Below are 22,412 nucleotides of genomic sequence, written 5' to 3'. Positions count from 1 at the left end.
AGCACGCGCCATGGGACGCGTCGGCGCCGTTCAGGACAACGTCACAACAGCTCAGGCCCAGTAAGGTTCCAGCTGGTCCGGTGGTGTGCGCTTGGGCCCTGCAGCCGGATCACGTCCCGGTGAGCAGAGGTGGCGTAGCCCTTATTCACGTTCCAGCCATAGGAGGGAATCTCCGAATGCAGGTCCAACATGATCCGGTCACGGGCAACCTTCGCCAGAACACTCGCTGCGGCAACACTGAGGCAGCTCATATCGGCTTTCACCCTGGTGTGGACAGGCGCTTCGCACCATGGACCCGAGTCGGGTGTGTCGAAGAGAGAGGCTTGAACGTCGGGCGAAAGCCAGTTGTGGCTACCGTCCAACAGCACGACATCCGGCGTGATGCCGCCGGCCAGGATCTCAAACCAAGCGCGGGTTCCGGCCAGGCGGAGTGCTGCAATGATGCCTATTTGGTCAATCTCCCGCGACGATGCGTGCCCGACGGCGGAGGCGACGGCCCATTCCCGAACAAGTGGTTCCAGCCTGTCGCGGTCCTCGGGCTTGAGCAGTTTGCTGTCCCGGACGTCTGCCAGCAAGCCGTGGTTTTCGAGGTTGACCACGGCAATTCCCACGCTGACGGGACCAGCCAGTGCTCCCCGCCCAACCTCATCCACACCGGCCAGCAACCGCACTCCGGAGGACAAGAACGATCGTTCGACGTCAAGGGTAGGGAAACCCACCGGGCTCTTGGCCTTAGTGGTGGATTTAGCCTTCGTCTTGGCTTGGGCTTTGACCTTCGCCTTGCCCTTGGAGCCGGTAGCCGTTGTAGCCATTACGTTGCCGGTGTTGCCTTACTTGGTAGGGGTACCTTCAGGGACGTCACGGAAAACGTCCTGGTAGTTATCGAGGATGGTCCAACGGTTGATCGGCCAGGCAATGACGGTGGCCTTGCCTTCAACATCCTCAATGTTAATGAAACCACCATTGACTTCCTGGTGCGCCCGGGAATCCTCGGAATGGTTTCGGTTGTCGCCCATCACCCACACCTTTCCTTCCGGAACAACGATGTCGAAAGGCTGCGGAGAAGGTACTTCTGCCGGGTTGATATACGTCTCATTGACCGGCACACCGTTGATCGAAAGACGGCCCTCAGCGTCGCAACAGGAAACCCTGTCGCCCGGGAGCCCGATGATTCGCTTAACAAGATGTTGATCATTGTCATCAGCAGCCAAACCGACGAACTCCAGGCCGTCCCCCACCCAGTCCATGGGTCCGGCCGGCTTCTTGGCCACGGGCGGTAACCAGGCCTGAGCGTCCCTGAAGACCACAACGTCCCCGCGTTCCAGGTCGAAAGGCCCAGGCACCAAGAGGTTGATGAAGATGCGATCGTTGACGTCCAAAGTGCTTTCCATGGACTCGGACGGAATGTAAAACGCCCTGAACAGGAAGGTCTTGAGAAGGAAGGACAAAACCAGCGCAATGGCCACCACTGTGACAATCTCTTTGACCCATACGAGCACCGGGTTCTTGCGCGGTTTCTCGGCTGCGTGGGATCCACCTTCGGAATCCCGGGAACGCGGCCCGTCCGCCCCATCTCGCGAACCAGATGCGACGTCGTCAACCGGGCGGGGCTCCGCCACGCCGGCGGCACTTGCCGTTCCGTCCGAGAACCGGGCGTCGTCGTCGTACCGCTCGGGATTCTCTGGAGCTTTGTCCGGCATTTACTGTCCGTTCTTCGATGATGGTTCGGCCTGCGCTGAGCGAGGCATCTCTGCAAATCTATCAAGTGGCCAGACGATCTGGACCGGACGGCCTATAACGCGTTCCACCGGAACCATACCGCCGCCCGGGGCTCCCAGCAGTCCACGGGAGTCAGCAGAACGTGAACGGTGGTCACCCATCAGCCAGAGGCGGCCATCAGGAACTACGACGTCGAATTTCTGATCGCTGGGGTCATCCCCCGGATACAAATATGGTTCCTCAAGAATCTGGCCATTCACCGTGAGTTGTCCTGCTGCGTCGCAGCACTTAACCTGGTCGCCTCCAACCCCGATGACCCGCTTTACGTAGGTGGTGTCGCTGCCGGTCAGCCCGAACCATTGGCTCGCAGCCGACACCGCATCAACAAACGGGCCTTGTCCGCTGCTCAGGGGTGCGAAGGAACCGCGGCCATCGAAGACCACTACGTCCCCGCGGCGAATCGGCTCGCCGTTGAAGGCCGTCCGCGATACCAGGATCCTGTCCCCTTCTCCGAGGAGGGGTTCCATGGACTCGGACGGAATGTAGTAGACATCCAGCCACAAGGAACGGACCAAGCCACTGATCGCTACGGCCAACACCAGTGCGAGTAAAACAAAACGCCAGCCCTGTTTACGGGGCTGGCGTTCTGATGTGTCCATGACTCGTATCCCTGTTGCGTTGCGGATTGCTCCGGAACTACCGGGCACGAATCCTGGACCCGTTGCGTAAGTCGCAGGACTTACTTGGCGAAGTCGCGCTTTTCCTTGATCTTCGCAGCCTTACCGCGCAGTGCACGCATGTAGTAAAGCTTCGCGCGGCGGACGTCACCCTTGGTGACGACCTCGATCTTGTCGATGATCGGGGAGTGTACCGGGAAGGTACGCTCTACGCCGACACCGAAGGAAACCTTACGCACGGTGAAGGTTTCGCGAACGCCGTCACCCTGGCGGCCCAGGACGAAGCCCTGGAATACCTGGACACGGGAGTTCTTGCCTTCGATGATGTTGACGTGAACCTTGAGGGTGTCGCCCGCGCGGAACTCCGGAACATCGTTACGCAGCGAGGCTGCATCTACGCTATCGAGGATATGCATTAATCCACTCCTGGTGAACGCCACAGGTCATTCACTTTGGGTTACGGCGGACAAGCCCGGGGCACGAAGGCTAACCGGAAATCTCCGCCGAAGTTTCTTAGTGTCCGGCTCCGCCACCGATTGGCGTCGCCGGGTTGTCCGACTGTTGGCTGAACTCCCCCTGTGGCAGGTGTCAGCCCAGCAGACACAAGGGTTAATTCTGCCATAGTCGCCACCATCAGGCCAACTGCAGCAACGTTCGACGGCGGGAGGTGGACTTAGTTTTCGGTGTCGCCGCCGGGCTTGGCACGGAGGCGGCCATCAACGACGTCGTACCCGAGGTCCGCGAGGGCCTGCCGGTCCGCGCGACTCAACACACCGGCGTCGAGCCCTTCCATAAGGTCCGGCCTGCGCTCAGCCGTCCGGCGGAACTGCTCGTGGCGCCGCCACTGTGCAATCTTGCCGTGGTTGCCGCTAAGGAGGATCGGCGGGACGTCGTGATCTCGCCACGCTGACGGTTTGGTGTAAACGGGATACTCCAGGAGACCATCGGAGTGGGACTCCTCTACCAAGGATTCGGGGTTTCCGACTACACCGGGAAGGAGGCGGCCAATGGCTTCGACCATGGCCAACACGGCCACTTCTCCGCCGTTGAGGACGTAATCACCGAGGCTGACAGGCCGGACCCTGAAGTGATCCTGAGCCCAATCAATGACGCGTTCGTCGATGCCTTCGTAGCGTCCGCAGGCGAAGACGAGCTGCTCTTCTTCTGCGAGTTCATATGCCAAGGCCTGGTTGAATTTCTCCCCTGCCGGCGAGGGAACAATCAGCACCGGCTTGGAGTTTTCGCGGGCGGCGGCAACCGACTCGAGGGCTTGTGCCCATGGTTCCGGTTTCATCACCATTCCAGCGCCACCACCATACGGCGTGTCATCCACTGTCCGGTGCTTGTCCGTGGTGAAGGTGCGAAGATCGTGGACGTTGAGCTCCAACAATCCGTCCTGGCGGGCCTTGCCTATGAGTGACAGCTCCAGCGGGGCGAGGTACTCAGGAAAAATGCTGACAACATCGATCCTCATTCAGGCATCATCCCCGGCGCCGTCCTTGGGCTCCTTGGCGTTCTCGTCGTTGATCTCAAACAGGCCAGATGGTGGGGTGATGAGGATGTACCCGCCCTCCACATTGACCTCCGGCACGATTTCGTCAACGAAGGGAATGAGAATTTCTTTGCCCTCCTCTGTCGTCACCGTGAGCAGGTCCTGGACCGGCAGGGTGCTGAGCGCTGCTACTTTGCCCACTACCTGTGAACCAACGCGGGCCTCCAAGCCAACGAGCTCGTGCTCGTACCAGCCTTCATCGTCATCTTCGTCGCTGAGCTCCTCGGTTTCGATGAAAAGCTTCGCTCCACGGATGACTTCGGCAGCGTTGCGGTCGGCGATTTCCTCAAAGCCAAGCAGGAGGATGTCCTTGTTCCACCTGGCGCTCCGGATGGTCAACGGGCCGGCGGAGGCGGGCTCCACGACGAACTCGGTTCCGGCGACGAATCGCTCGGAGGGTGCGTCGGTGAGTACCTGCACCGTCACCTCGCCGCGGATGCCATGGGGTTTGCCGATCCGGGCCACCTGGAGCTGCATGGGTTCCTCTGAATTCTTGTAGTGCCCGCGCTGCCGGGCAGCAACGGACAGTAAATTGTGGATAAAGCAATCCGGCCCCTCCACCATATTCGGTGAAGGGGCCGGATCTAAGACAAGTAGTGCTGAGCGCGTTACCGGCGACGGTCGGTGTCGACGACGTCGACCCTGACCTGCTCGCCACCAGCCAAAGCTGCAACCACTGTGCGCAATGCACGTGCGGTGCGTCCTTGACGGCCGATCACCCGTCCGAGGTCCTCCTGGTGAACACGCACCTCGAGGGATTCCCCGCGGCGATTGTTCTTGGCACTGACCTTGACATCCTCAGGGCTGTCAACAATCCCACGGACCAAGTGCTCGAGCGCTTCTGCCAGCAACTTACTCAGCCTCGGTGGTCTCTGCTTCAGCCTCGGCCGGAGCTTCGGCTTCGTCCTTCTTGGCCTTCTTGGTGATGGCTTCCGGAATGATGACGGAACCCTTCTCCGGGGCTACGAAGGCTTCCTTCGGAGCTTTGGTCTTCAGGGTGCCTTCCTGGCCCGGCAGGCCCTTGAACTTCTGCCAGTCACCGGTGATCTTGAGGATCGCGGCGACCTGCTCGGTCGGCTGGGCGCCAACGGAAAGCCAGTACTGGGCGCGCTCGGAAGCGACCTCGATGTACGACGGCTCTTCGGTGGGGTGGTACTTGCCGATTTCTTCAATGGCACGGCCATCGCGCTTGGCGCGGGCATCCATGACGACGATGCGGTAGTACGGTGCGCGCATCTTACCGAAGCGCTTAAGGCGAATCTTTACGGCCACTTTTGTGGTCACTCCTGTTTCTGAAACGAGGTTGAACCCGACGTTCTGCACCCGTGGGGCGGGCCATACTTGACGGTTCGAAGGACAAGATACGAGCACGGAGAGAGGGGCCGCACCGATCGAGTACCTGTCTATTGTGCCAGATGCCCGGAGCAAATACGACTTAGGCCACGCGGGGCGGCGTGTTCTTCCTCACTCCCCGGGTTGAACGTGCGGCCATACCCGGATCGGTGGGTTACTCAGACCACACATAGAGGCCCGTGCGCTCAGCCTTCTCCACGTCCGTCGCGAGGGCAGCGAGCTGTTGGACGTACTGGCGTGACTGGGCGGCATCGAAAGGCATGTCGTCCTGCGCGGCCCAGGCAGCAGCGACGTCGTCGAGAACGTTCGCGTCGCCTTCGCTCTCATAAGTCAGCAGTTCAGCAAGGGCCCGCACCATGGCTTCGGGAACCCCCAGAAGTGCGTCACTCGTCACATCAACCAGGGCAAGCTCGTAGTCAGCTCCGGCGGCGTGGACAGCCTGTCCTGCGAGGTCGCCCAACTGTTCGACTTCGAAGTCGGTAATGCCGTCAATCCTGACGGCCGGGCCGGTCACATCCGCGCCCTTCTCCAGGGCAGCTGCCCGTTTGAGTGCTTCATCGTGGGTGGCTACAAAAATTTCGGCAAAGCCCATGGAAAGTACTCTCATTCCTTCGTGCTGACGGGGCGGCGGCACGGAATCCATATCGGCTCCGTGCCGTCACTGCCCAGCCTAATGCAGCGGGAGGGGGCCAGCGGATCAGGCGCGGGTGGCCACGGCTTAGCAGGTGGCCGCGGCTTAACAGGTGGCCGTGGCTTATTTGGCGGCGACCCGCAGCTTGTTCCGCCAAGGATCCTCAAACTGAAGCTCAGCTCCGGTGTGATGATTCTGCACACCCGCAACTTTCAGGCGATCCGCCAGCGCTGCTACGTCTTCACTGCCGGGGACTTCGATCAAGACTTCACCCAGGCCGAGCGTGTCCTTCCGGGGTCCGGCTCCGCGACTGTTCCAAACGTTCATCGCCATGTGATGGTGGTAGCCGCCGGCGGAAACGAACAGCGCCTGACCATGCCAGCCTGCAGTCCGCTCGAAGCCAAGGGTCTCAACGTAGAACTTCTGCGCAGTCTCCACGTCGCCCACCTGCAGGTGCACGTGTCCAACGCCGGCAGCGGCCTCCCGCTGCCCCGTTACGGCAGCTTCGCTCAGGTGCTGCTGGAGGAAGCGCTGCGGCGGCAAGGCCACATTATCCATCACTACATTCTTGCCATCCCACTGCCAGAGTTCACGCGGCTTGTCGTAGTAAAGCTCGATTCCATTACCTTCGGGGTCAGTGAAGTAGAACGCTTCGCTGACCAGGTGGTCGGCGCTGCCCGCGAACGCCCGGGGCTCATATTCAGCGGCCGTGGCGATGGTTGCGGCCAGTGAGGGCTGATCCTGGAACAGGATGGCTGTGTGGAACAGGCCAGCCTCCCCCCGCCCCGGTATCTGCAAGCCAACCGCCGGCGCAAGATGGACAACGGGCTTACCTACGCGTCCCAAATAGAGCCCGCCATCCTGCTCGGCCACGACGTCCAGCCCCAGGGCGCGCTGGTAATAGTCACTCATGACCTTCATGTCGCCGACCTTGAGCATGACGGTGCCCATGGTGAGTTCGGCGGGAAGAAGATCCTGGCTGGAGGTGGTGGTCATGTGAAGCTCCCGGTTTTGAGGATGCCGCCTTTCGGTACCCTGCTTACCTTACTAAATTACTTGAAGCTTCAATTTATTCCTAACGTACGATCTCGCCTCGCAGGACGATGTGCTTTAGTTCGAGCACTGTCTCCAGGTGGCGCCGTGGATCGGTACTGCACAGCACGACGTCGGCACTCGCCCCGTCGCTGATGCCGTCGGCTCCCAGCCATGGACGGGCACTCCACGCGGCGGCGTCCAGGACCGCCGCCGGCGGCAGGCCGGCGTCGTGCAGTTCCTTCATTTCGTCGGCAATCCTGCCGTGCTTGATCACGCTGCCGGCGTCGGTGCCTGCATAGATGGAAACACCCGCCTCGAAGGCCTCAAGCACACGCTCACGCCTCCCCTCCCAGAGACGGGTCATATGGTCCGCGTACTCCGGAAACTTCTGCCCGGCCTGGGCTGCTATATCCGGGAAAGTAGCGATGTTTACCAAGGTGGGAACGATCGGCACTGACTGTTCCACCAAGCGGGGAAGGTGTCGCGGCAGGAGACCGGTGGCGTGCTCTATGCAGTCGATATTGGCATCGAGCATGTCGTCGATGGTGTCCTCGGCGAAACAGTGAGCCGTGACCCTGGCACCTTCATCATGCGCGGCCGAAATGGCGTCCCTCACGATCTTCGCCGGGAAAGAGGCAGCGAGATCGCCAACGCCGCGATCGATCCAGTCACCCACCAGCTTTACCCAGCCGTCGCCGTCGCGGGCTTCCTTTCGGACGGTCTCCACGAGGTCGCCGGGCTCAATCTCGTGGCCCAACCCGCGGAGGTAACGTCGGCTCCGCGCGATATGCCGGCCTGACCGGATCAACCGGGGCAAGTCCGATCGCTGCTGTACCCAGCGGGTGTCTGAGGGCGATCCGCAATCGCGGATCAGCAGCGTCCCGGCGACGAGGTCTGCTTGTGCCTGGGCAAGCGTGGCCTGCTCGTCAACCGCTCCTCCAACGCCGAGTCCGATATGGCAGTGTGCGTCAACAAATCCCGGCAGTACCCAGCCATCCAATACCTTGTCCGGCGAGGCAAGGGGACGTTCAAACGTCAGTTTGCCGTCGATGGACCACAGCCCGCGGCGCTCTTCGTCCGCCGAGACGAGCACGGGTCCACTGAATTCGATGATGTTGGCCATGGCAAAAGCGTAGCTGCGGTGGCTAACCAGAGCCTGCTGTACTCATGTGACTGGGAGCCCGCCGGGAGCTGTGGTAGCTTCGTCTACGACCACACGGGAGCCCTTGCAGGGGCTGAGATCGGACTGATGCAGTCTGCGACCGTTGAACCTGTCCGGGTAATGCCGGCGAAGGAAGTGAGTATTCCCTTGAGCACCGCAGAAACACAGCACAGCCCTGTTCAAAATCAGATCAACGCAGGCCAAAACCAGATCAACGCAAGCGAAAACGCTCCTGAGCCCGTCACGCAATCGTTGAAGTCCCACTCGTTGGCGTGGCTGGAAGACCGCGACAACGGCATACAAGTCCCCGTCACGGAGATCGCTTTGGAGCCCTCCCCCAACGGGCAAGCCAATCCCCCTTTGCGGGTGTACCGAACAGCAGGCCCGGGCAGCGATCCGGTGGTGGGGTTGGAGTCGTTCCGTGCACCGTGGATCGAAGCCCGCGGAGACACGGAGGCCTATTCTGGTCGGGAACGAAACCTACTCGACGACGGCAAGTCCGCGGTTCGGCGTGGAGCAGCGTCAGCGGAGTGGAAGGGCGCGCAACCTGTGCCGCGCCGCGCCGTCGAGGGTAGGACCGTCACGCAGATGCACTACGCGAAGCAGGGAGTTGTGACTCCTGAAATGCAGTTCGTCGCGTTGCGGGAAAACTGCGATGTTGACCTTGTCCGCAGCGAAGTTGCCGCGGGAAGAGCGATTATCCCGAACAACATCAACCACCCCGAATCCGAGCCGATGATCATTGGCAAGGCTTTCTTCGTGAAGATCAACGCCAACATCGGAAACTCTGCAGTCACCAGCTCCATCGCCGAGGAGGTGGACAAGCTGCAGTGGGCAGCCCAGTGGGGCGCTGACACAGTGATGGACCTCTCTACGGGAGATGACATCCACACGACGCGCGAATGGATCATCCGCAACTCCCCCGTTCCGATCGGAACAGTCCCTATCTACCAGGCGCTGGAAAAAGTGAACGGCGAGGCCAACAAGCTGACGTGGGAAATCTTCCGCGATACCGTGATCGAGCAATGCGAGCAGGGCGTGGACTACATGACCATCCACGCGGGCGTTCTGCTGAGGTACGTGCCGTTGACCGCCAACCGGGTCACGGGCATCGTGTCCCGCGGCGGTTCGATCATGGCCGGCTGGTGCTTGGCGCACCACCAGGAGAACTTCCTGTACACGCATTTTGACGAGTTGTGCGAAATCTTCGCCAAATACGATGTCGCGTTTTCCCTGGGTGACGGGCTCCGCCCCGGTTCCATCGCCGACGCGAACGACGCCGCGCAGTTCGCCGAGCTGGATACGCTCGCTGAGCTGACACAACGGGCGTGGGAGTTCGACGTGCAGGTCATGGTGGAAGGCCCGGGGCACATTCCCTTCCATCTGGTGCGTGAAAATGTGGAGCGCCAGCAGGAACTGTGCAAGGGTGCGCCGTTCTACACGTTGGGTCCGCTAGTTACCGATATCGCCCCCGGCTATGACCACATCACCTCGGCCATCGGCGCCACGGAAATTGCACGCTACGGCACGGCCATGCTCTGTTATGTGACCCCGAAGGAGCATCTGGGGCTTCCCAACAAGGACGACGTCAAAACGGGCGTCATCACCTACAAGATCGCGGCGCACGCTGCGGACCTCGCCAAGGGACATCCGGGGGCTCATGAACGTGATGATGCACTTTCCAAGGCGCGGTTTGAATTCCGGTGGCGCGACCAGTTCGCGTTGTCCCTCGATCCCGTGACTGCCGAGGCCTTCCATGATGAGACGTTGCCCGCCGAACCGGCGAAGACCGCCCATTTCTGCTCCATGTGCGGACCCAAGTTCTGTTCGATGCGCATCAGCCAGGACATCCGTGACGAGTATGGTTCGGCAGAATCGCAGGCGGCCATCGCTGGAATGTACAGCGGCATGCGGGAAAAGAGCGAGGAGTTCCTGGCTTCAGGTGGAAAGGTGTACCTGCCGGAGCTTCAGGTCCCGGCAAACCAGGGCGTCAGCCGCTCAGGAAGCTTGAACTGACATAGCCCGGCCGACATCCGCGATGAACGAGCGGATAGCCTGATCTCCGTCAACGGAATCCTGGGGCCGGTGTCCTCCCGCTGCTACGCGGCGGAGGGCACCGGTTTCCTGCAGATAGCCGGCGATTTCCTCATACAAGGGCTCCCAACCTCCCGTGAGGACGAGTGTGGGAACGCCCGGCACGATATGGAGCGGGGCATCCCATGGCGGTGCTTGGAGCCGGAGCCTGCGGGCTGACCGCCGGGCCTCCGGGGTGTCCAGCCCGCCGGTTTCGGCCGAGAAAGCACGCCGGTAGAACTCGCGCTGGTAGTCGGCGTCGTTGAGCTGGTTTCTTACGTCGAACAGCGGTTCCATGAGGGCCCGGTAGGAAGCAGTCGCCGGAAGCTCAGCGGTCAGAGACAAGCAGGACGGTTCTACCAGGGAGAGCGAGTGCACCAGATCGGGGCGCTCGACGGCGGCAAGCATGGCGGATATAGCGCCTTGTTCGTGGGCAACGACGTGGCCGCCGCCGGAGTCCACCAGCGCGTTGATCAGGATGGCCACGTCCGCCGCGACGTTGGACTCCAGAGGTTCGGTGACGGCATCAAAGCCGTGCCGCCGAAGGAAGAGTGCGTCATAAGCAAGGGCCATGCCATGTTGCTTCGGCCATGCGGCTGAACCGAAACTGCCCAAACCGTGGACGAAGACTACGCGCTGCTTATGCATTGGTTCAGCCTATTCCACGGCTCTGACACCCCAACTGACCGACATTTGTGGTTGCTCTGAGTGTTCAAAACAACCACTAATGTCAGCCAGTCGGGTTGCAACGTTTACTTGCCGAGGAACTTGTCGAAGCCCTTGGGAAGGTTGAGCGATGACGGGTCGAAGTCTGCTGCGCCCTGGCCGAAAGCCGCACCCGTGGGTGCCGCCGAGGCTGCGTTTGCCCGCTTGGCTTCGGCATCGCGAAGTTCCTGGGCTGCCTTGGCGGGATTGCCGGAGCGTGCTTTCTTCTTCGGGGCATTCTTGCCGCCCTTGCGTCCGCCACCGGGGCCTCCGAGGCCCGGCATTCCGGGCATTCCCGGCATGCCGCCACCCTGAGCGAGCTTCTTCATCATCTTCTGGGCCTGGGCGAACCGCTCCAGCAGGCCATTGACCTCGGACACATGCACACCGGAGCCCCTGGCGATACGGGCGCGACGTGAGCCGTTGATGATCTTCGGAGCCACACGCTCGTGGGGAGTCATGGAGCGGACGATTGCCTCGACGCGGTCGATCTCTTTTTCGTCGAAGTTCTCCAGCTGCTGACGGATGTTCTGCGCACCCGGCATCATCATGAGCATCTTTTTCATGGAGCCCATGTTGCGGATCTGCTGCATCTGGGCGAGGAAGTCGTCCAGGGTGAAGTCTTCCTGGTCGGCGAACTTCTTCGCCATCCGGGCGGCTTCGTCCTTGTCCCACGCCTTTTCCGCCTGTTCGATCAGGGTGAGGACGTCACCCATGTCCAGGATGCGGGAGGCCATGCGGTCTGGGTGGAAGAGCTCGAAATCGTCCAGGCCTTCGCCGGTGGACGCGAACATCACCGGCTTACCGGTCACGGACGCTACCGAAAGCGCGGCACCGCCGCGGGCGTCGCCGTCGAGCTTGGACAGCACGATGCCCGTGAAGTTGACGCCTTCATCAAAAGCCATCGCCGTGTTGACGGCGTCCTGGCCGATCATGGAGTCGATGACGAAGAGGACCTCGTTGGGGATGATCGCCTGACGGATGCGGCGGGCCTGGTCCATCATTTCGGCGTCGACGCCAAGGCGGCCGGCGGTGTCAACGATCACGACGTCGTGCAGCTTCTGGCGAGCTTCCTCAACACCGGCCTTGGCGACGGCTACCGGGTCACCGGCAGGGTGCTCGAGCTCGGACGTAGCACCGGGGTGCGGAGCAAACACGGGAACGCCCGCGCGCTGGCCGACAACCTGGAGCTGGGTCACTGCATTGGGGCGCTGAAGGTCACAGGCCACCAACATGGGGCTGTGGCCCTGTGCCTTGAGCCACTTGGACAGCTTGCCGGCGAGGGTGGTCTTACCGGCGCCTTGGAGGCCGGCAAGCATGATGATGGTGGGGCCGGTCTTGGCCAGGCGGATGCGGCGGGTTTCGCCACCAAGGATCTCTTTGAGTTCCTCGTTGACGATCTTCACGATCTGCTGGCTCGGGTTCAATGCTCCCGAGACTTCGGCGCCGAGGGCACGTTCGCGGATACGGCCAGTGAACTCGCGGACCACGGATACGGCAACGTCCGCATCCAAGAGGGCACGGCGAATCTCCCGAACGGTGGCATCGACATCAGCCTCGGTGAGGCGGCCCTTGCCACGAAGGTTCTTGAAGGTTGCTGTCAACCGGTCAGAGAGTGAATTGAACACGCGCCGTGCACTTCTTTCGATGGTCTACGAATGGCGGCCAATGCGGCACGCCAGAGTCTTGACGATTGCCCCCAAATAAAAATGTCTCAACCCAACAAATCTGAATCGACAAGGGGACTCGACTATCTAGGGTACCAAGTCGCACCTGCAAGATGGCATGCTGGCACAGTGACCAGCAAAACGACGGTAAAAACGTTGCTCATCCTCGGCGCGTCCGGGGACCTCACAGGCAGGCTGCTGCTTCCCGGACTCGCCGGGCTACTGGCTTCGGGCCGGGCTCCCGGTCTTCGGTTGGTCGGAGCCGGCTCCGACCCTTGGTCCCCTGAACAGTGGCAGGAAAGAGTCAAGGGCGCCTTTGAAGCTGCCGTGGGCGGGGCCGACGCCACCGGGCAAGCTGCTTTGGCCGCCGTTGCCGCCGCCACGGAATACCACCAAGTGGATGTCACGGCGGACGGACCCCTGGCGGAGCTGCTCGCGACGTTGGAGGGGCCTATTGCCATCTACTTCGCCCTGCCCCCGCACGTCAGCCAGAAGGCTTGCGAGGTCCTGCACAGGGATCAGCTGCCCGCCGGTACACGCTTGGTCATGGAGAAGCCCTTCGGTTCCGGCACGGAATCGGCGCATGAGTTGAACAAGACGTTGGCCGCTTTGGTGCCTGAAGATCACATCCACCGGGTGGACCACTTCCTGGGCAAAGCCACGGTGCTGAACATCCTGGGCCTCCGCTTTGCCAACAGGTTCCTGGAACCAGTGTGGAACCGGGACCACATCGAAAAAGTGGAGGTCATCTTCGACGAGGACCTGGCACTCGAGGGTCGGGCCCGCTATTACGACACCGCCGGGGCGCTCCGCGACATGATTCAGAGCCACCTCCTGCACATCATGGCTTTCCTCGCCATCGATGCCCCAGCCACCATCGAGGAACGGGACCTTCGTGACGCCGTGGCAACGGTCCTGCGGGCCAGCAGCATCAAGGCCCCTTACACCGGCTCGACGCGGCGCGCCCGGTATGCAGCGGGAACCATCGGGGAACGCAAGGTACCGGACTACGCCGCCGAGGAGGGTGTGGACCCGTCCCGAAATACCGAAACACTCGCAGAGGTCAGGGTGGACATCGACAACTGGCGATGGAAGGGCGTCCCCTTCATCCTTCGATCGGGCAAGGCCCTGGGGCGCCGGCGCAAAGAGGCAGTGATCACCTTCCGCCCTGTGCCTCATCTGCCAAAGGGCTTCTCCGGTATGGACTCCCCCAACCAGCTGCGGATCGGTTTCGGTCCGGACGTGCTCCAACTCAACGTCGACGTGAACGGCCCCGGAGACATCTTCACCTTGGACCGCGCCAGTCTGGTGGCCGAGCTCAACGCACCCGGCATGCTGCCCTACGGAGAAGTGCTGGAGGGCATCCTGACCGGGGATCCGCTGCTGTCCGTCCGTGGCGACACGGCTGAAGACTGCTGGAGGATCATCGAGCCGGTCCTTCGGGCGTGGGAGAGCGGTACCGTCCCCTTGGACGAGTACGACGCCGGCAGCGCGGGGCCGGCGAACTGGCCCACCGACGTCGAGGACTAAAGTCAGCGGATACACCAAAAGCGGGCCGGGTACCTTGATTGGTACCCGGCCCGCTTTATGTTGAGTGGAGGACTTAGATTGCGGCTGCGCCGCGCTCTCCGGTCCTGACCCGGACTGCTTCGTAGACATCCACGGTCCACACCTTGCCGTCACCGGCGCGGCCGGTGTTGGAGCTGGCGATGAGGACATCCAGGATGTCGTCTGCCTGCTCATCCGTAGCGAGGACCTCTATGCGGATCTTGGGCAGCAAATCCACGTTGTACTCGGCTCCGCGATACACCTCGGTGTAGCCGCGCTGACGGCCGTACCCGCTGGCCGCGCTGACCGTCAGGCCCTGGACCCCGTATGATTCGAGGCCTTCCCGGACTGCTTCAAGCTTTTCGGGACGGACGATCGCTGTGATGAGCTTCATGCCTGGACACTCTCCTTGCCTTCTGCGGGGGTCTTGGCTGCTGCGGGATCGCTCTTTCCAGTCATCGCCTCGTGCAGGGGCTGGAAGCTGCCGCCGTGGCCGTTGACACCGAATTCGTAGGCCGTCTCAGCGTGGAGGCTGAGGTCGACGCCAACGTTCTCCTGCTCAGTGGAGACCCGGAAGCCCATGGTCTTGTGGATGGCGAAGGCGATGATGGCCGTCATGATGGCCGAGAAAGCAATGGCGATACCGGCTGCCGCGAGCTGTGCCCACATCTGGGCCATGCCGCCACCGTAGAAGAGGCCGCCACCGACGCCGTCGGTGGGCAGGGCGATGAAGCCCAATGCCACGGTGCCGATGATGCCGGAAACAAGGTGGACGCCTACGACATCCAGCGAGTCGTCGAAGCCCCAGCGGAACTTCAAGCCAACGGCCAGGGCCGACGCCACACCGGCAACCACACCGAGACCGAGTGCACCTATGGGACTGACGTTTGCACAGGCGGGGGTGATGGCCACGAGGCCGGCAACCACACCTGAAGCTGCACCGAGGGAGGTCGGGTGGCCGTCGCGGATGCGTTCGGTGATGAGCCAGCCGATCATGGCTGCTGCAGGTGCTGCGAGGGTGTTGATCCAGATGAGGCCACCCTGTTCAGCGGTGGTTGCTGCACCGCCGTTGAATCCGAACCAGCCGAACCAAAGGATTGCAGCGCCAAGCATCACGAACGGGATGTTGTGCGGGCGGTGGTTCGGGTCCTTGCCGAAACCACGGCGGTTACCAATGATGAGGACCAGGACCAAGGCTGCTACACCGGCATTGATGTGCACCACGGTGCCACCTGCAAAGTCAATGGCCGGGCCAAGGGCCTTGCCGATAGCGCCTTCCGGGCCGAAGAGTCCGCCGCCCCACACCATGTAGGCCAGCGGGCAGTAAACCAGCGTGACCCAAACCGGGACGAAGATGCTCCAGGCGCCGAACTTTGCGCGGTCAGCGATCGCGCCACTGATGAGGGCGACCGTGATGATGGCGAAGGTGGAAGCGTAGCCGACCTTGATCAAGCCATCCGGGGTGTCAATGCCTTCCAGGCCGAAGGTGGCAAACGGGTTACCCACGATCTGCAGGAAACCTTCACCGGAGCTCATCGAAGCGCCCCACAGCACCCAGACGACGCCCACGATGCCGATGGAGATGAAGCTCATCATCATCATGTTCAGGGCTGCCTTGGCGCGTGTCATGCCGCCGTAGAAAAATGCCAGACCAGGTGTCATGAACAGCACAAGCGCCGCCGCCACCATGACCCATACGTGACCTGCGGTAAGTTCCATGGTGCACGTTCCTCTCTTGCTAGATCTGCGGTTCAACCGCTGTCCTGACGCCGTTTGCGTCCTGCTTAAGAGTTTTGTGCCGCCGTGTTTCACCTGCGCAGGTTTTACATTGCGGGCTCGTTACAACAACCTCCCCAACGTAAATGGTGCATATCCCCGGTGTTACGGATATGTTTCAGGCGTCGGACTTCACAGGAAATACCCGGTTTTCGACCACACGCACCCCAATAGCCCCAGACATCCCACCTGAAGGACCAGTACCGTATGACCGAGTCGCCCAGATCCGTCAAAGCTCCAAGGATCAGGCCGGAGAAGGCTCCCCTTCCGCGCGACATCAAGGTGATGTTGGCTGCGGCTTTCCTGATCGCGCTGGGCTTTGGTCTGGTGGCTCCTGTCCTGCCGCAGTTCGCCACAACGTTCGACGTCGGCGCCACGGCTGCCGCAGTGATTGTCAGCATCTTCGCCTTCATGAGGCTGGTCTTCGCCCCGGCAGGCGGCGCCTTGATCGGACGCTTTGGCGAACGGAATGTCTACGTCTCAGGCTTGCTGATCGTGGCGGTGTCCACGGCGGCTTGCGCCTTTGCCCAAGACTATTGGCAACTGCTGATCTTCCGCGGTCTGGGCGGGGCCGGCTCGGTGATGTTCACGGTTGCCGCCATGGGACTGCTCATCCGGCTTGCACCACCCGAACGGCGGGGACGTGTGTCCGGTGCTTACGCCTCAGCTTTCCTGATCGGAAGCGTCCTGGGGCCGGTAGTGGGCGGTTTGCTGGCGGGCTTTGGCCTCCGGGTGCCCTTCCTTGCCTACGCCGGAGCGTTGTTGGTGGCTGCCCTGGTGGTGCGGACCATGCTCAGCGGGGAAGGCAATGCGGCGGAGGACGCAGCACCTGCCCCGGCAATGACTTTGAAGGAAGCTCTGGCGGACTCCGCGTACCGTGCCGCCATTTTTTCGAGCTTCGGCAACGGCTGGGTGACGTTCGGCGTCCGCATGGCCACTATCCCGCTGTTCGCCGTTGCGGTCCTGCAGTCCGCGCCGGAGACCGCCGCTTGGGCCCTGGCTATCTTTGCCGTTGGCAACGCCTTGGCGCTGACCTTCAGCGGGCGGCTCGCGGACGCTTGGGGACGTAAGCCCTTGCTGATCCCCGGTCTGGTCATCACGGGCGCGGCCACCGGGGTCATTGGCCTCACATCAGACCTGCCCGCATTCCTCATAGCTTCGGCTGTGGCAGGATTCGGCTCCGGTTTGCTGGGGCCGGCGCAACAGGCCGCCGTCGCCGATGTTATCGGCCGGGGACGTTCGGGAGGGAAGGTACTCGCCATCTTCCAGATGGCGGCTGACACAGGCGCGATCGTCGGTCCCATCGTGGCGGGACTCCTCGCTGACCGCCTTGGCTACGGCTGGGCGTTCGGCATCACAGGAGGCGTGCTCCTCCTTACCGCCGCGGCGTGGCTGCCGGCACGCGAACCGCTTAAACCGAAAAACTGACTGGCAATAGTGGTTGCTCTGAGGGCTCAGAACAACCGCTAATGCCAGTCAGTTGGGCAGGCAGCGCTAGTTAAGCAGTGCGTCCACGAAGCTTTCGGCATCGAACGGTGCGAGGTCGTCCGGGCCTTCGCCCAAGCCAATGAGCTTCACCGGGACCCCCAATGACTTCTGGATGGCCACAACAATGCCGCCCTTGGCGGTTCCGTCCAGCTTGGTCAGGACGATGCCCGTGATGTTGACTACCTCCGCGAAGACGCGCGCTTGGTTGAGGCCGTTCTGTCCGGTAGTGGCGTCCAGGACCAGCAGGACCTCATCCACTTCGGCCAGCTTTTCGATGACGCGCTTGACCTTTCCGAGCTCATCCATCAGGCCGGTCTTGTTCTGCAGGCGTCCGGCGGTGTCCACCATGACCACATCGACTTCCTGGTCAATGCCGGCCTTCACGGCCTCGTAGGCCACGGAAGCTGGGTCCGCGCCGTCGATATCGGATTTGACGGTGGGCACACCCACACGCTGTCCCCACGTGGCCAACTGCTCGGCCGCTGCCGCACGGAACGTGTCAGCCGCCCCCAACAGCACGTCCTTGTCTTCAGCCACCAGCACACGTGCCAGCTTGCCTACGGTGGTGGTCTTGCCAACGCCGTTCACACCAACAACAAGGACGACGGCGGGACGGTCACCCTTGCGCTCGACGTTCAACGAACGGTCCATGCCGGGATCCACCAGCTTGATGAGCTCCTCACGGAGCATCGCCTTGACGTCCTCGGGGCTGCGGGTGCCCAGCACCTTCACGCGCTCCCGCAAAGCATCGACCAGCTGCATGGTGGGTTCGGTGCCAAGGTCGGCCAGCAGGAGGGTCTCTTCAACCTCGTCCCACACGTTCTCGTCAATCTTGTCGCCTGACAAAAGTGCGAGGAGGCCCTTGCCCAGGATGTTGTTGGACTTGATCAACCTGGCACGGAGACGGGTCAGGCGACCCTCCACCGGCGCCGGTGTATCGATGGCGATGGTCTCGAGCCCGGCGGCGTCATCCGGGACGTCCGTGTCCTCGACGGTTCCGTCGAAGGTCGGGGCCGGGGCCTTTACCGCATCCGGGCGGTCCTCCACAAGGGTTCCGCCGCCTGCTGCCGATGACTGGACGGGATCATTCGCGTCACGTGTTCCGGGGTACTTTGCGCCGGTCTTCCGGGCTTTCATCAGTACCGGCACGAGTCCGCCGACCACTACGAGCGCAGCGAGAATGGACAGAATTATGGGTAGGAAATCGTTCACTCCCCTACCTTCTCATAAAGCTATGCCCCGGCACCGAGCCTCTGGCTGATCACGGTGGAGACGCCGTCGCCCCGCATCGTGACTCCGTAAAGTGCGTCGGCCACTTCCATGGTTCGCTTCTGGTGGGTGATCACGATCAACTGGCTGGACTCCCGCAGTTCCTCAAAAATGGTGATGAGCCGGCCCAGGTTGGTATCGTCCAACGCCGCCTCCACTTCATCCATGACATAGAACGGCGAGGGACGGGCTTTGAAGATCGCCACCAATAGTGCCACTGCCGTGAGTGAGCGCTCCCCGCCGGAGAGCAGCGAAAGCCTCTTGATCTTCTTGCCAGCGGGCCTGGCCTCTACTTCTATTCCCGTGGTGAGCATGTCGTCAGGGTCAGTGAGTACCAACTTTCCTTCGCCGCCGGGGAAGAGCCGGGCAAAGACGTGGTCGAACTGCGCTGAAGTATCAGCAAAGGCTTCGGTGAACACCTGCTGGACACGGTTATCCACCTCTTTGATGATGTCCAGCAGGTCTTTGCGGCTGGATTTGAGGTCTTCAAGCTGCGAGCTCAGGAACTGGTGCCGTTCTTCCAGCGCGGCGAACTCTTCCAAGGCGAGGGGGTTCACTTTGCCCAGCGCCGCAAGTTCTCGTTCGGCCTTCTTCAGCCGTTTTTCCTGCTCTGCCCGGACGAACGGAACTCCCTCGATGATGGCCTCGCCGTTCTCATCAACCGGCGCCCGAAGCTCAGCCCACTTATCGGTGGTGGCTCCGGGTGGCAGTGGAACCGGTTGATCGGGACCGTAATCGGCAATGAGTTGTTCAGCGGAGAGGCCCAGTTCTTCGATGGACCGCGATTCCAGGGCCTCGATGCGGAGCCGCTGCTGTGTCCGGGCCATTTCATCCCGGTGCACCGAGTCAGTCAGTTCGGCAAGCTCCCGGGCCAGGGCATCGTTCCCGGAGCGGACCTCAGTGAGCTCCTTCTCCAGCTGCTCACGCTTTTGCTCGGCAAGGTCACGATCATATCCGGCCAGATCCACCGAAATATCGATGAACCGGAGGGTCTGCTCCACCGCTGACGCGACTGCCGCCGCACGATTCGCCTGGGCGCGTCGGCGTTGCGCCCGACGAGCGGCCTCTTCACGGGCACGGCGTTCAGTTGCTGCTGCCCGCTCAAGAGATGCCGCCCTGTTACTGATTGCTCCCAACTGCTCTTCCGAAGTCCGGAGCGCGAGGCGGGCCTCTGTTTCCAATGCCCGGGCGGTTCTGGCGTGGGCAGCCAGTTCATCCCGTTGATCCGTGGACGGTTCCTCATCCGGAGCTTCCTGGGCCGCAGCGAGGCGCTCCGCTGCGACTTCGAGGTCCAGTTGAGCTTCAGCGATGTTGGCTTCAGCCTTGGCCATGGATGCAGCGAGCCTTTCGCTTTCGCCAACAGCACTGCGAAGAACCGAGTTAAGATGGCCCAAGCGCTCAGCGACCGCCGCCAGCCGGGCATCCGATTCGTGCAGCCGCTCCAAGGCGGCGTCGGCGCGGTCCTGCGCTTCGGCGCGGCGCGATTGAGCTCCGGCCAAGGCGAAGCGTCCACGTTCCAGACGGGCCGTGACCTCCTGGAGCCGGGCAACGGCGTCGTCCACTGCTGCCTGAACCTCAAGCAGTGACGGCGCGGTGGCCGATCCGCCTGTGATGGTCAGGGAGGTCAGAACGTCACCTTCACGGGTGACAGCCCTGAGGCCAGGGTGCTCCGCAATGAGGTCTGCCGCCGCCTCCACATCATCGACGACGGCGGTACGGGCCAAGAGTGCGAGCGCACCTTGAGCAGCGGGATCAGCGATTTTCACCACATCGGCTGCCCAGCGACTACCGGCGGGAAGCGCGGCGTTGGCACGTACGTCTTCCTCGGCGGGTGGACCGCCGGCAAGAAGCAGTGCTGCCCGGCCGGCGTCGTCATCCTTCAGTAAACGCAAGGCTGCTACAGCGCTGTCCGTATCGGCGACCACCAAGGCGTCAGAGGCACTCCCCAGGGCGGCAGCTATGGCGGCTTCGTATCCCGGCTCGATAGTTATCAGCGCGGCCAATGAACCAAGAACGCCCTCAGCCGTCAGAAGACTTCCGGACCCGTCCTTGCGGTTGAGCCCCAGTTGAAGTGCATCACGCCGAGCCGTCAGGGCGTCCCGCTCACGGACAGCTTCCCGCTCGGAAGCTTTCAGTTCCTCGATCTCCGCCAGGACAGCATCCAGGACCTCGTTGGCATTCTCGTAGTCAGCGTCGAGGCTCTCTTCGCCGTCTTCAACGCCCGCCACCTGTGTTTCGAGGGCAGTGAACTCGCTTTGCGCCTTACGGCGCCGTTCGTCACCTGCACCGAGGGATTCCCTGAGGCGACCACGCTCGGCTTCGGCAGCTTCAGCCCGGGATCTGGCCGCTGCCACTTGGCCTGCCAATCTGGCCAGCCCTTCCCTGCGGTCGGCGGCTGCCCTTAGCATGGCCGTCAAGCGTTTGTCTTCCGCAGCTGCGAGTGCTTCGGCCGAGTCCTTGGCAACTGTGGCTTCCAGGAGTGCCGCTTGCTTTGCAAGGATGTCGTGCTCAAGGGCAGCCTGTTCCTCACGGACCCTGGCGGCTTGGCGTTCGAGTTGCTCGGGGTCGCGTCCCGTGTCCGGGCTGACCTCCGAGGAACCCAAGAGCCTCCTGCGCTCCGTGGCCAGTGATCCGAGCGAGCGGAGTCGTTCCCTGTTTGCTGAGAGCTGGTACCAATGGTCGCGTGCTGCGTTGAGTCGCGGTGTGGCTTCGGTGGCCTGTTGCTCCAAGGCAGCTTGGCGTCGCCTCCCCGCACCCAGCTCCGCTTCAACCACCTGACGGCGCTCCTTGAGCGCTGCTTCGTCGGCGACGTCCTTTTCAAGGGTTGTGGTCAGTTGCACGAGGTCGTCAGCTAAAAGTCGTGCGCGGGCATCACGGACATCGAACTGGACTGTTTGGGCACGGCGGGCTATTTCTGCCTGCTTGCCCAAGGGGGTTAATTGCCGCCGTATCTCTGCCGTGAGGTCACCGAGCCGTGCGAGGTTGGCCTGCATGGCTTCCAGCTTGCGGACAGTCTTTTCCTTGCGGCGGCGGTGCTTAAGGATGCCTGCGGCCTCTTCGATGAAGCCGCGGCGGTCCTCAGGGGTGGCATGGAGTACGCGGTCCAGCTGGCCTTGTCCGACGATGACGTGCATCTCGCGGCCGAGGCCTGAATCGGAGAGGAGTTCCTGGATGTCCAGGAGCCTGCAGGGTGCGCCGTTAATGGCGTACTCGGACCCACCCGTACGGAAGAGGGTCCGGGAGATGGTGACTTCGCTGTACTCGATGGGGAGTGCGTTGTCCGCATTGTCGATTGTCAGGGCCACATGGGCCCGGCCCAGCGGAGGCCGGCCTGAGGTACCTGCGAAGATGACGTCTTCCATCTTGCCGCCGCGGAGGGTTTTTGCGCCCTGCTCTCCCATGACCCAGGCCAAGGCATCCACCACATTGGATTTGCCCGAGCCGTTGGGACCGACGACGGCAGTGACGCCCGGCTCAAAGTCGAAGGTCGTGGCCGACGCAAACGACTTGAATCCTCGGACAGTCAAACTTTTCAGGTGCAAGGCGCTTCGGTTCTCCTGGGTGGCCCGGGTGTCTGTATCCACTAAATCTACTGCGGTTTGTGCGAAATCCGCGGATCTGAAGGCGTAAGCCCTTGCGGGCGGCAAGCCACGCCCCTACACTCCTGCCAAGGGTTACTTGGCGGATTCGTTCCTGTGATCCGGCTTCGGCTTGAACTTCTGTTCGGTCTTTGCCGGATCCGGTCCCGATCTTCGGA

General features: G+C 62.2%; 20 protein-coding genes and 1 riboswitch. Of the genes, 3 read left to right on the top strand and 17 right to left on the bottom strand.

Going from position 1 to position 22,412, the window contains the following annotated elements; translation table 11 throughout:
- Positions 1-41: 41 nt before the first annotated feature.
- The 11 genes from rnhB to AC1RJY_RS07145 all read right to left on the bottom strand — a co-directional run bounded on the left by rnhB (position 42) and on the right by AC1RJY_RS07145 (position 8,090).
- Entirely contained in the window at positions 42-812 is a 771-nt protein-coding gene (gene rnhB, locus AC1RJY_RS07195) for a ribonuclease HII (protein ID WP_498601963.1), read from the bottom strand.
- A gap of 18 nt (positions 813-830) precedes the next feature.
- Complete coding sequence (gene lepB / locus AC1RJY_RS07190) at positions 831-1,700, bottom strand: signal peptidase I (protein ID WP_043806153.1); 870 nt, start codon at positions 1,698-1,700, stop codon at positions 831-833.
- Positions 1,701-2,378 (bottom strand): signal peptidase I, encoded by a 678-nt coding sequence (lepB, locus tag AC1RJY_RS07185; protein WP_210063703.1) that lies wholly within the window; start codon positions 2,376-2,378, stop codon positions 1,701-1,703.
- An 80-nt stretch (positions 2,379-2,458) separates the two neighbouring features.
- Positions 2,459-2,812: a 50S ribosomal protein L19 gene (rplS, locus tag AC1RJY_RS07180; RefSeq protein ID WP_014922079.1), complete on the bottom strand. Its 354-nt coding sequence runs from the start codon at positions 2,810-2,812 to the stop codon at positions 2,459-2,461.
- Between the two features lie 257 nt (positions 2,813-3,069).
- Positions 3,070-3,870 carry a tRNA (guanosine(37)-N1)-methyltransferase TrmD gene (gene trmD, locus AC1RJY_RS07175; protein ID WP_011775117.1) on the bottom strand — a complete coding sequence of 267 codons (801 nt, stop codon included), beginning with the start codon at positions 3,868-3,870 and terminating at the stop codon, positions 3,070-3,072.
- The gene (gene rimM, locus AC1RJY_RS07170) at positions 3,871-4,425 is read right to left on the bottom strand and encodes a ribosome maturation factor RimM (protein ID WP_187329883.1); all 555 of its coding nucleotides are present in this window, start codon (positions 4,423-4,425) and stop codon (positions 3,871-3,873) included.
- A 131-nt stretch (positions 4,426-4,556) separates the two neighbouring features.
- Positions 4,557-4,799, bottom strand: a complete 243-nt coding sequence (locus tag AC1RJY_RS07165; protein WP_011775119.1) for an RNA-binding protein — start codon at positions 4,797-4,799, stop codon at positions 4,557-4,559.
- A gap of 1 nt (position 4,800) precedes the next feature.
- On the bottom strand, positions 4,801-5,220 hold the full coding sequence (gene rpsP / locus AC1RJY_RS07160) for a 30S ribosomal protein S16 (RefSeq protein ID WP_017199647.1): 420 nt from the start codon (positions 5,218-5,220) through the stop codon (positions 4,801-4,803).
- Between the two features lie 235 nt (positions 5,221-5,455).
- The gene (locus AC1RJY_RS07155; protein WP_238324316.1) at positions 5,456-5,893 is read right to left on the bottom strand and encodes a hypothetical protein; all 438 of its coding nucleotides are present in this window, start codon (positions 5,891-5,893) and stop codon (positions 5,456-5,458) included.
- Between the two features lie 162 nt (positions 5,894-6,055).
- Complete coding sequence (locus AC1RJY_RS07150) at positions 6,056-6,928, bottom strand: VOC family protein (RefSeq protein ID WP_014922082.1); 873 nt, start codon at positions 6,926-6,928, stop codon at positions 6,056-6,058.
- Between the two features lie 79 nt (positions 6,929-7,007).
- On the bottom strand, positions 7,008-8,090 hold the full coding sequence (locus tag AC1RJY_RS07145; protein ID WP_210063701.1) for an amidohydrolase family protein: 1,083 nt from the start codon (positions 8,088-8,090) through the stop codon (positions 7,008-7,010).
- Between the two features lie 83 nt (positions 8,091-8,173).
- Positions 8,174-8,281, top strand: a riboswitch (TPP riboswitch).
- Between AC1RJY_RS07145 and thiC the strand changes: the two genes are divergently transcribed.
- The gene (thiC, locus tag AC1RJY_RS07140) at positions 8,277-10,145 is read left to right on the top strand and encodes a phosphomethylpyrimidine synthase ThiC (RefSeq protein WP_498601960.1); all 1,869 of its coding nucleotides are present in this window, start codon (positions 8,277-8,279) and stop codon (positions 10,143-10,145) included. Its footprint overlaps the riboswitch before it by 5 nt.
- Here the strand turns inward: thiC and AC1RJY_RS07135 are convergent.
- Both AC1RJY_RS07135 and ffh read right to left on the bottom strand, forming a co-directional pair.
- Positions 10,128-10,850 carry an alpha/beta fold hydrolase gene (locus tag AC1RJY_RS07135; RefSeq protein ID WP_014922085.1) on the bottom strand — a complete coding sequence of 241 codons (723 nt, stop codon included), beginning with the start codon at positions 10,848-10,850 and terminating at the stop codon, positions 10,128-10,130. The genes thiC and AC1RJY_RS07135 overlap by 18 nt on opposite strands.
- A 104-nt stretch (positions 10,851-10,954) precedes the next feature.
- On the bottom strand, positions 10,955-12,535 hold the full coding sequence (gene ffh, locus AC1RJY_RS07130; protein WP_011775126.1) for a signal recognition particle protein: 1,581 nt from the start codon (positions 12,533-12,535) through the stop codon (positions 10,955-10,957).
- A 30-nt stretch (positions 12,536-12,565) separates the two neighbouring features.
- Between ffh and AC1RJY_RS07125 the strand changes: the two genes are divergently transcribed.
- Positions 12,566-14,104: a glucose-6-phosphate dehydrogenase gene (locus AC1RJY_RS07125; RefSeq protein WP_498601957.1), complete on the top strand. Its 1,539-nt coding sequence runs from the start codon at positions 12,566-12,568 to the stop codon at positions 14,102-14,104.
- A gap of 73 nt (positions 14,105-14,177) precedes the next feature.
- Here AC1RJY_RS07125 and AC1RJY_RS07120 read toward each other — a convergent pair whose 3' ends face one another.
- Together AC1RJY_RS07120 and AC1RJY_RS07115 are read right to left on the bottom strand one after the other, a co-directional pair.
- Complete coding sequence (locus AC1RJY_RS07120; RefSeq protein WP_011775128.1) at positions 14,178-14,516, bottom strand: P-II family nitrogen regulator; 339 nt, start codon at positions 14,514-14,516, stop codon at positions 14,178-14,180.
- Entirely contained in the window at positions 14,513-15,841 is a 1,329-nt protein-coding gene (locus AC1RJY_RS07115) for an ammonium transporter (RefSeq protein WP_014922087.1), read from the bottom strand. The genes AC1RJY_RS07120 and AC1RJY_RS07115 overlap by 4 nt, the downstream gene beginning before the upstream one ends.
- 264 nt (positions 15,842-16,105) lie before the next feature.
- Here AC1RJY_RS07115 and AC1RJY_RS07110 point away from each other — a divergent pair, with 264 nt between their 5' ends.
- Positions 16,106-17,326, top strand: coding sequence for an MFS transporter (locus AC1RJY_RS07110; RefSeq protein ID WP_014922088.1), 1,221 nt, complete (start codon positions 16,106-16,108; stop codon positions 17,324-17,326).
- 66 nt (positions 17,327-17,392) lie between these two features.
- Here AC1RJY_RS07110 and ftsY read toward each other — a convergent pair whose 3' ends face one another.
- Together ftsY and smc are read right to left on the bottom strand one after the other, a co-directional pair.
- Positions 17,393-18,598, bottom strand: coding sequence for a signal recognition particle-docking protein FtsY (gene ftsY, locus AC1RJY_RS07105; RefSeq protein WP_141285266.1), 1,206 nt, complete (start codon positions 18,596-18,598; stop codon positions 17,393-17,395).
- 20 nt (positions 18,599-18,618) lie between these two features.
- Positions 18,619-22,197 (bottom strand): chromosome segregation protein SMC, encoded by a 3,579-nt coding sequence (smc, locus tag AC1RJY_RS07100; RefSeq protein ID WP_498601984.1) that lies wholly within the window; start codon positions 22,195-22,197, stop codon positions 18,619-18,621.
- Positions 22,198-22,412: the final 215 nt, after the last annotated feature.

The organism is Arthrobacter sp. GW822-FHT05G07 (genome assembly GCF_058799755.1).
Note: the sequence above shows the minus strand (reverse complement) of the source record. Positions and strands in the feature narration are given on the sequence as shown.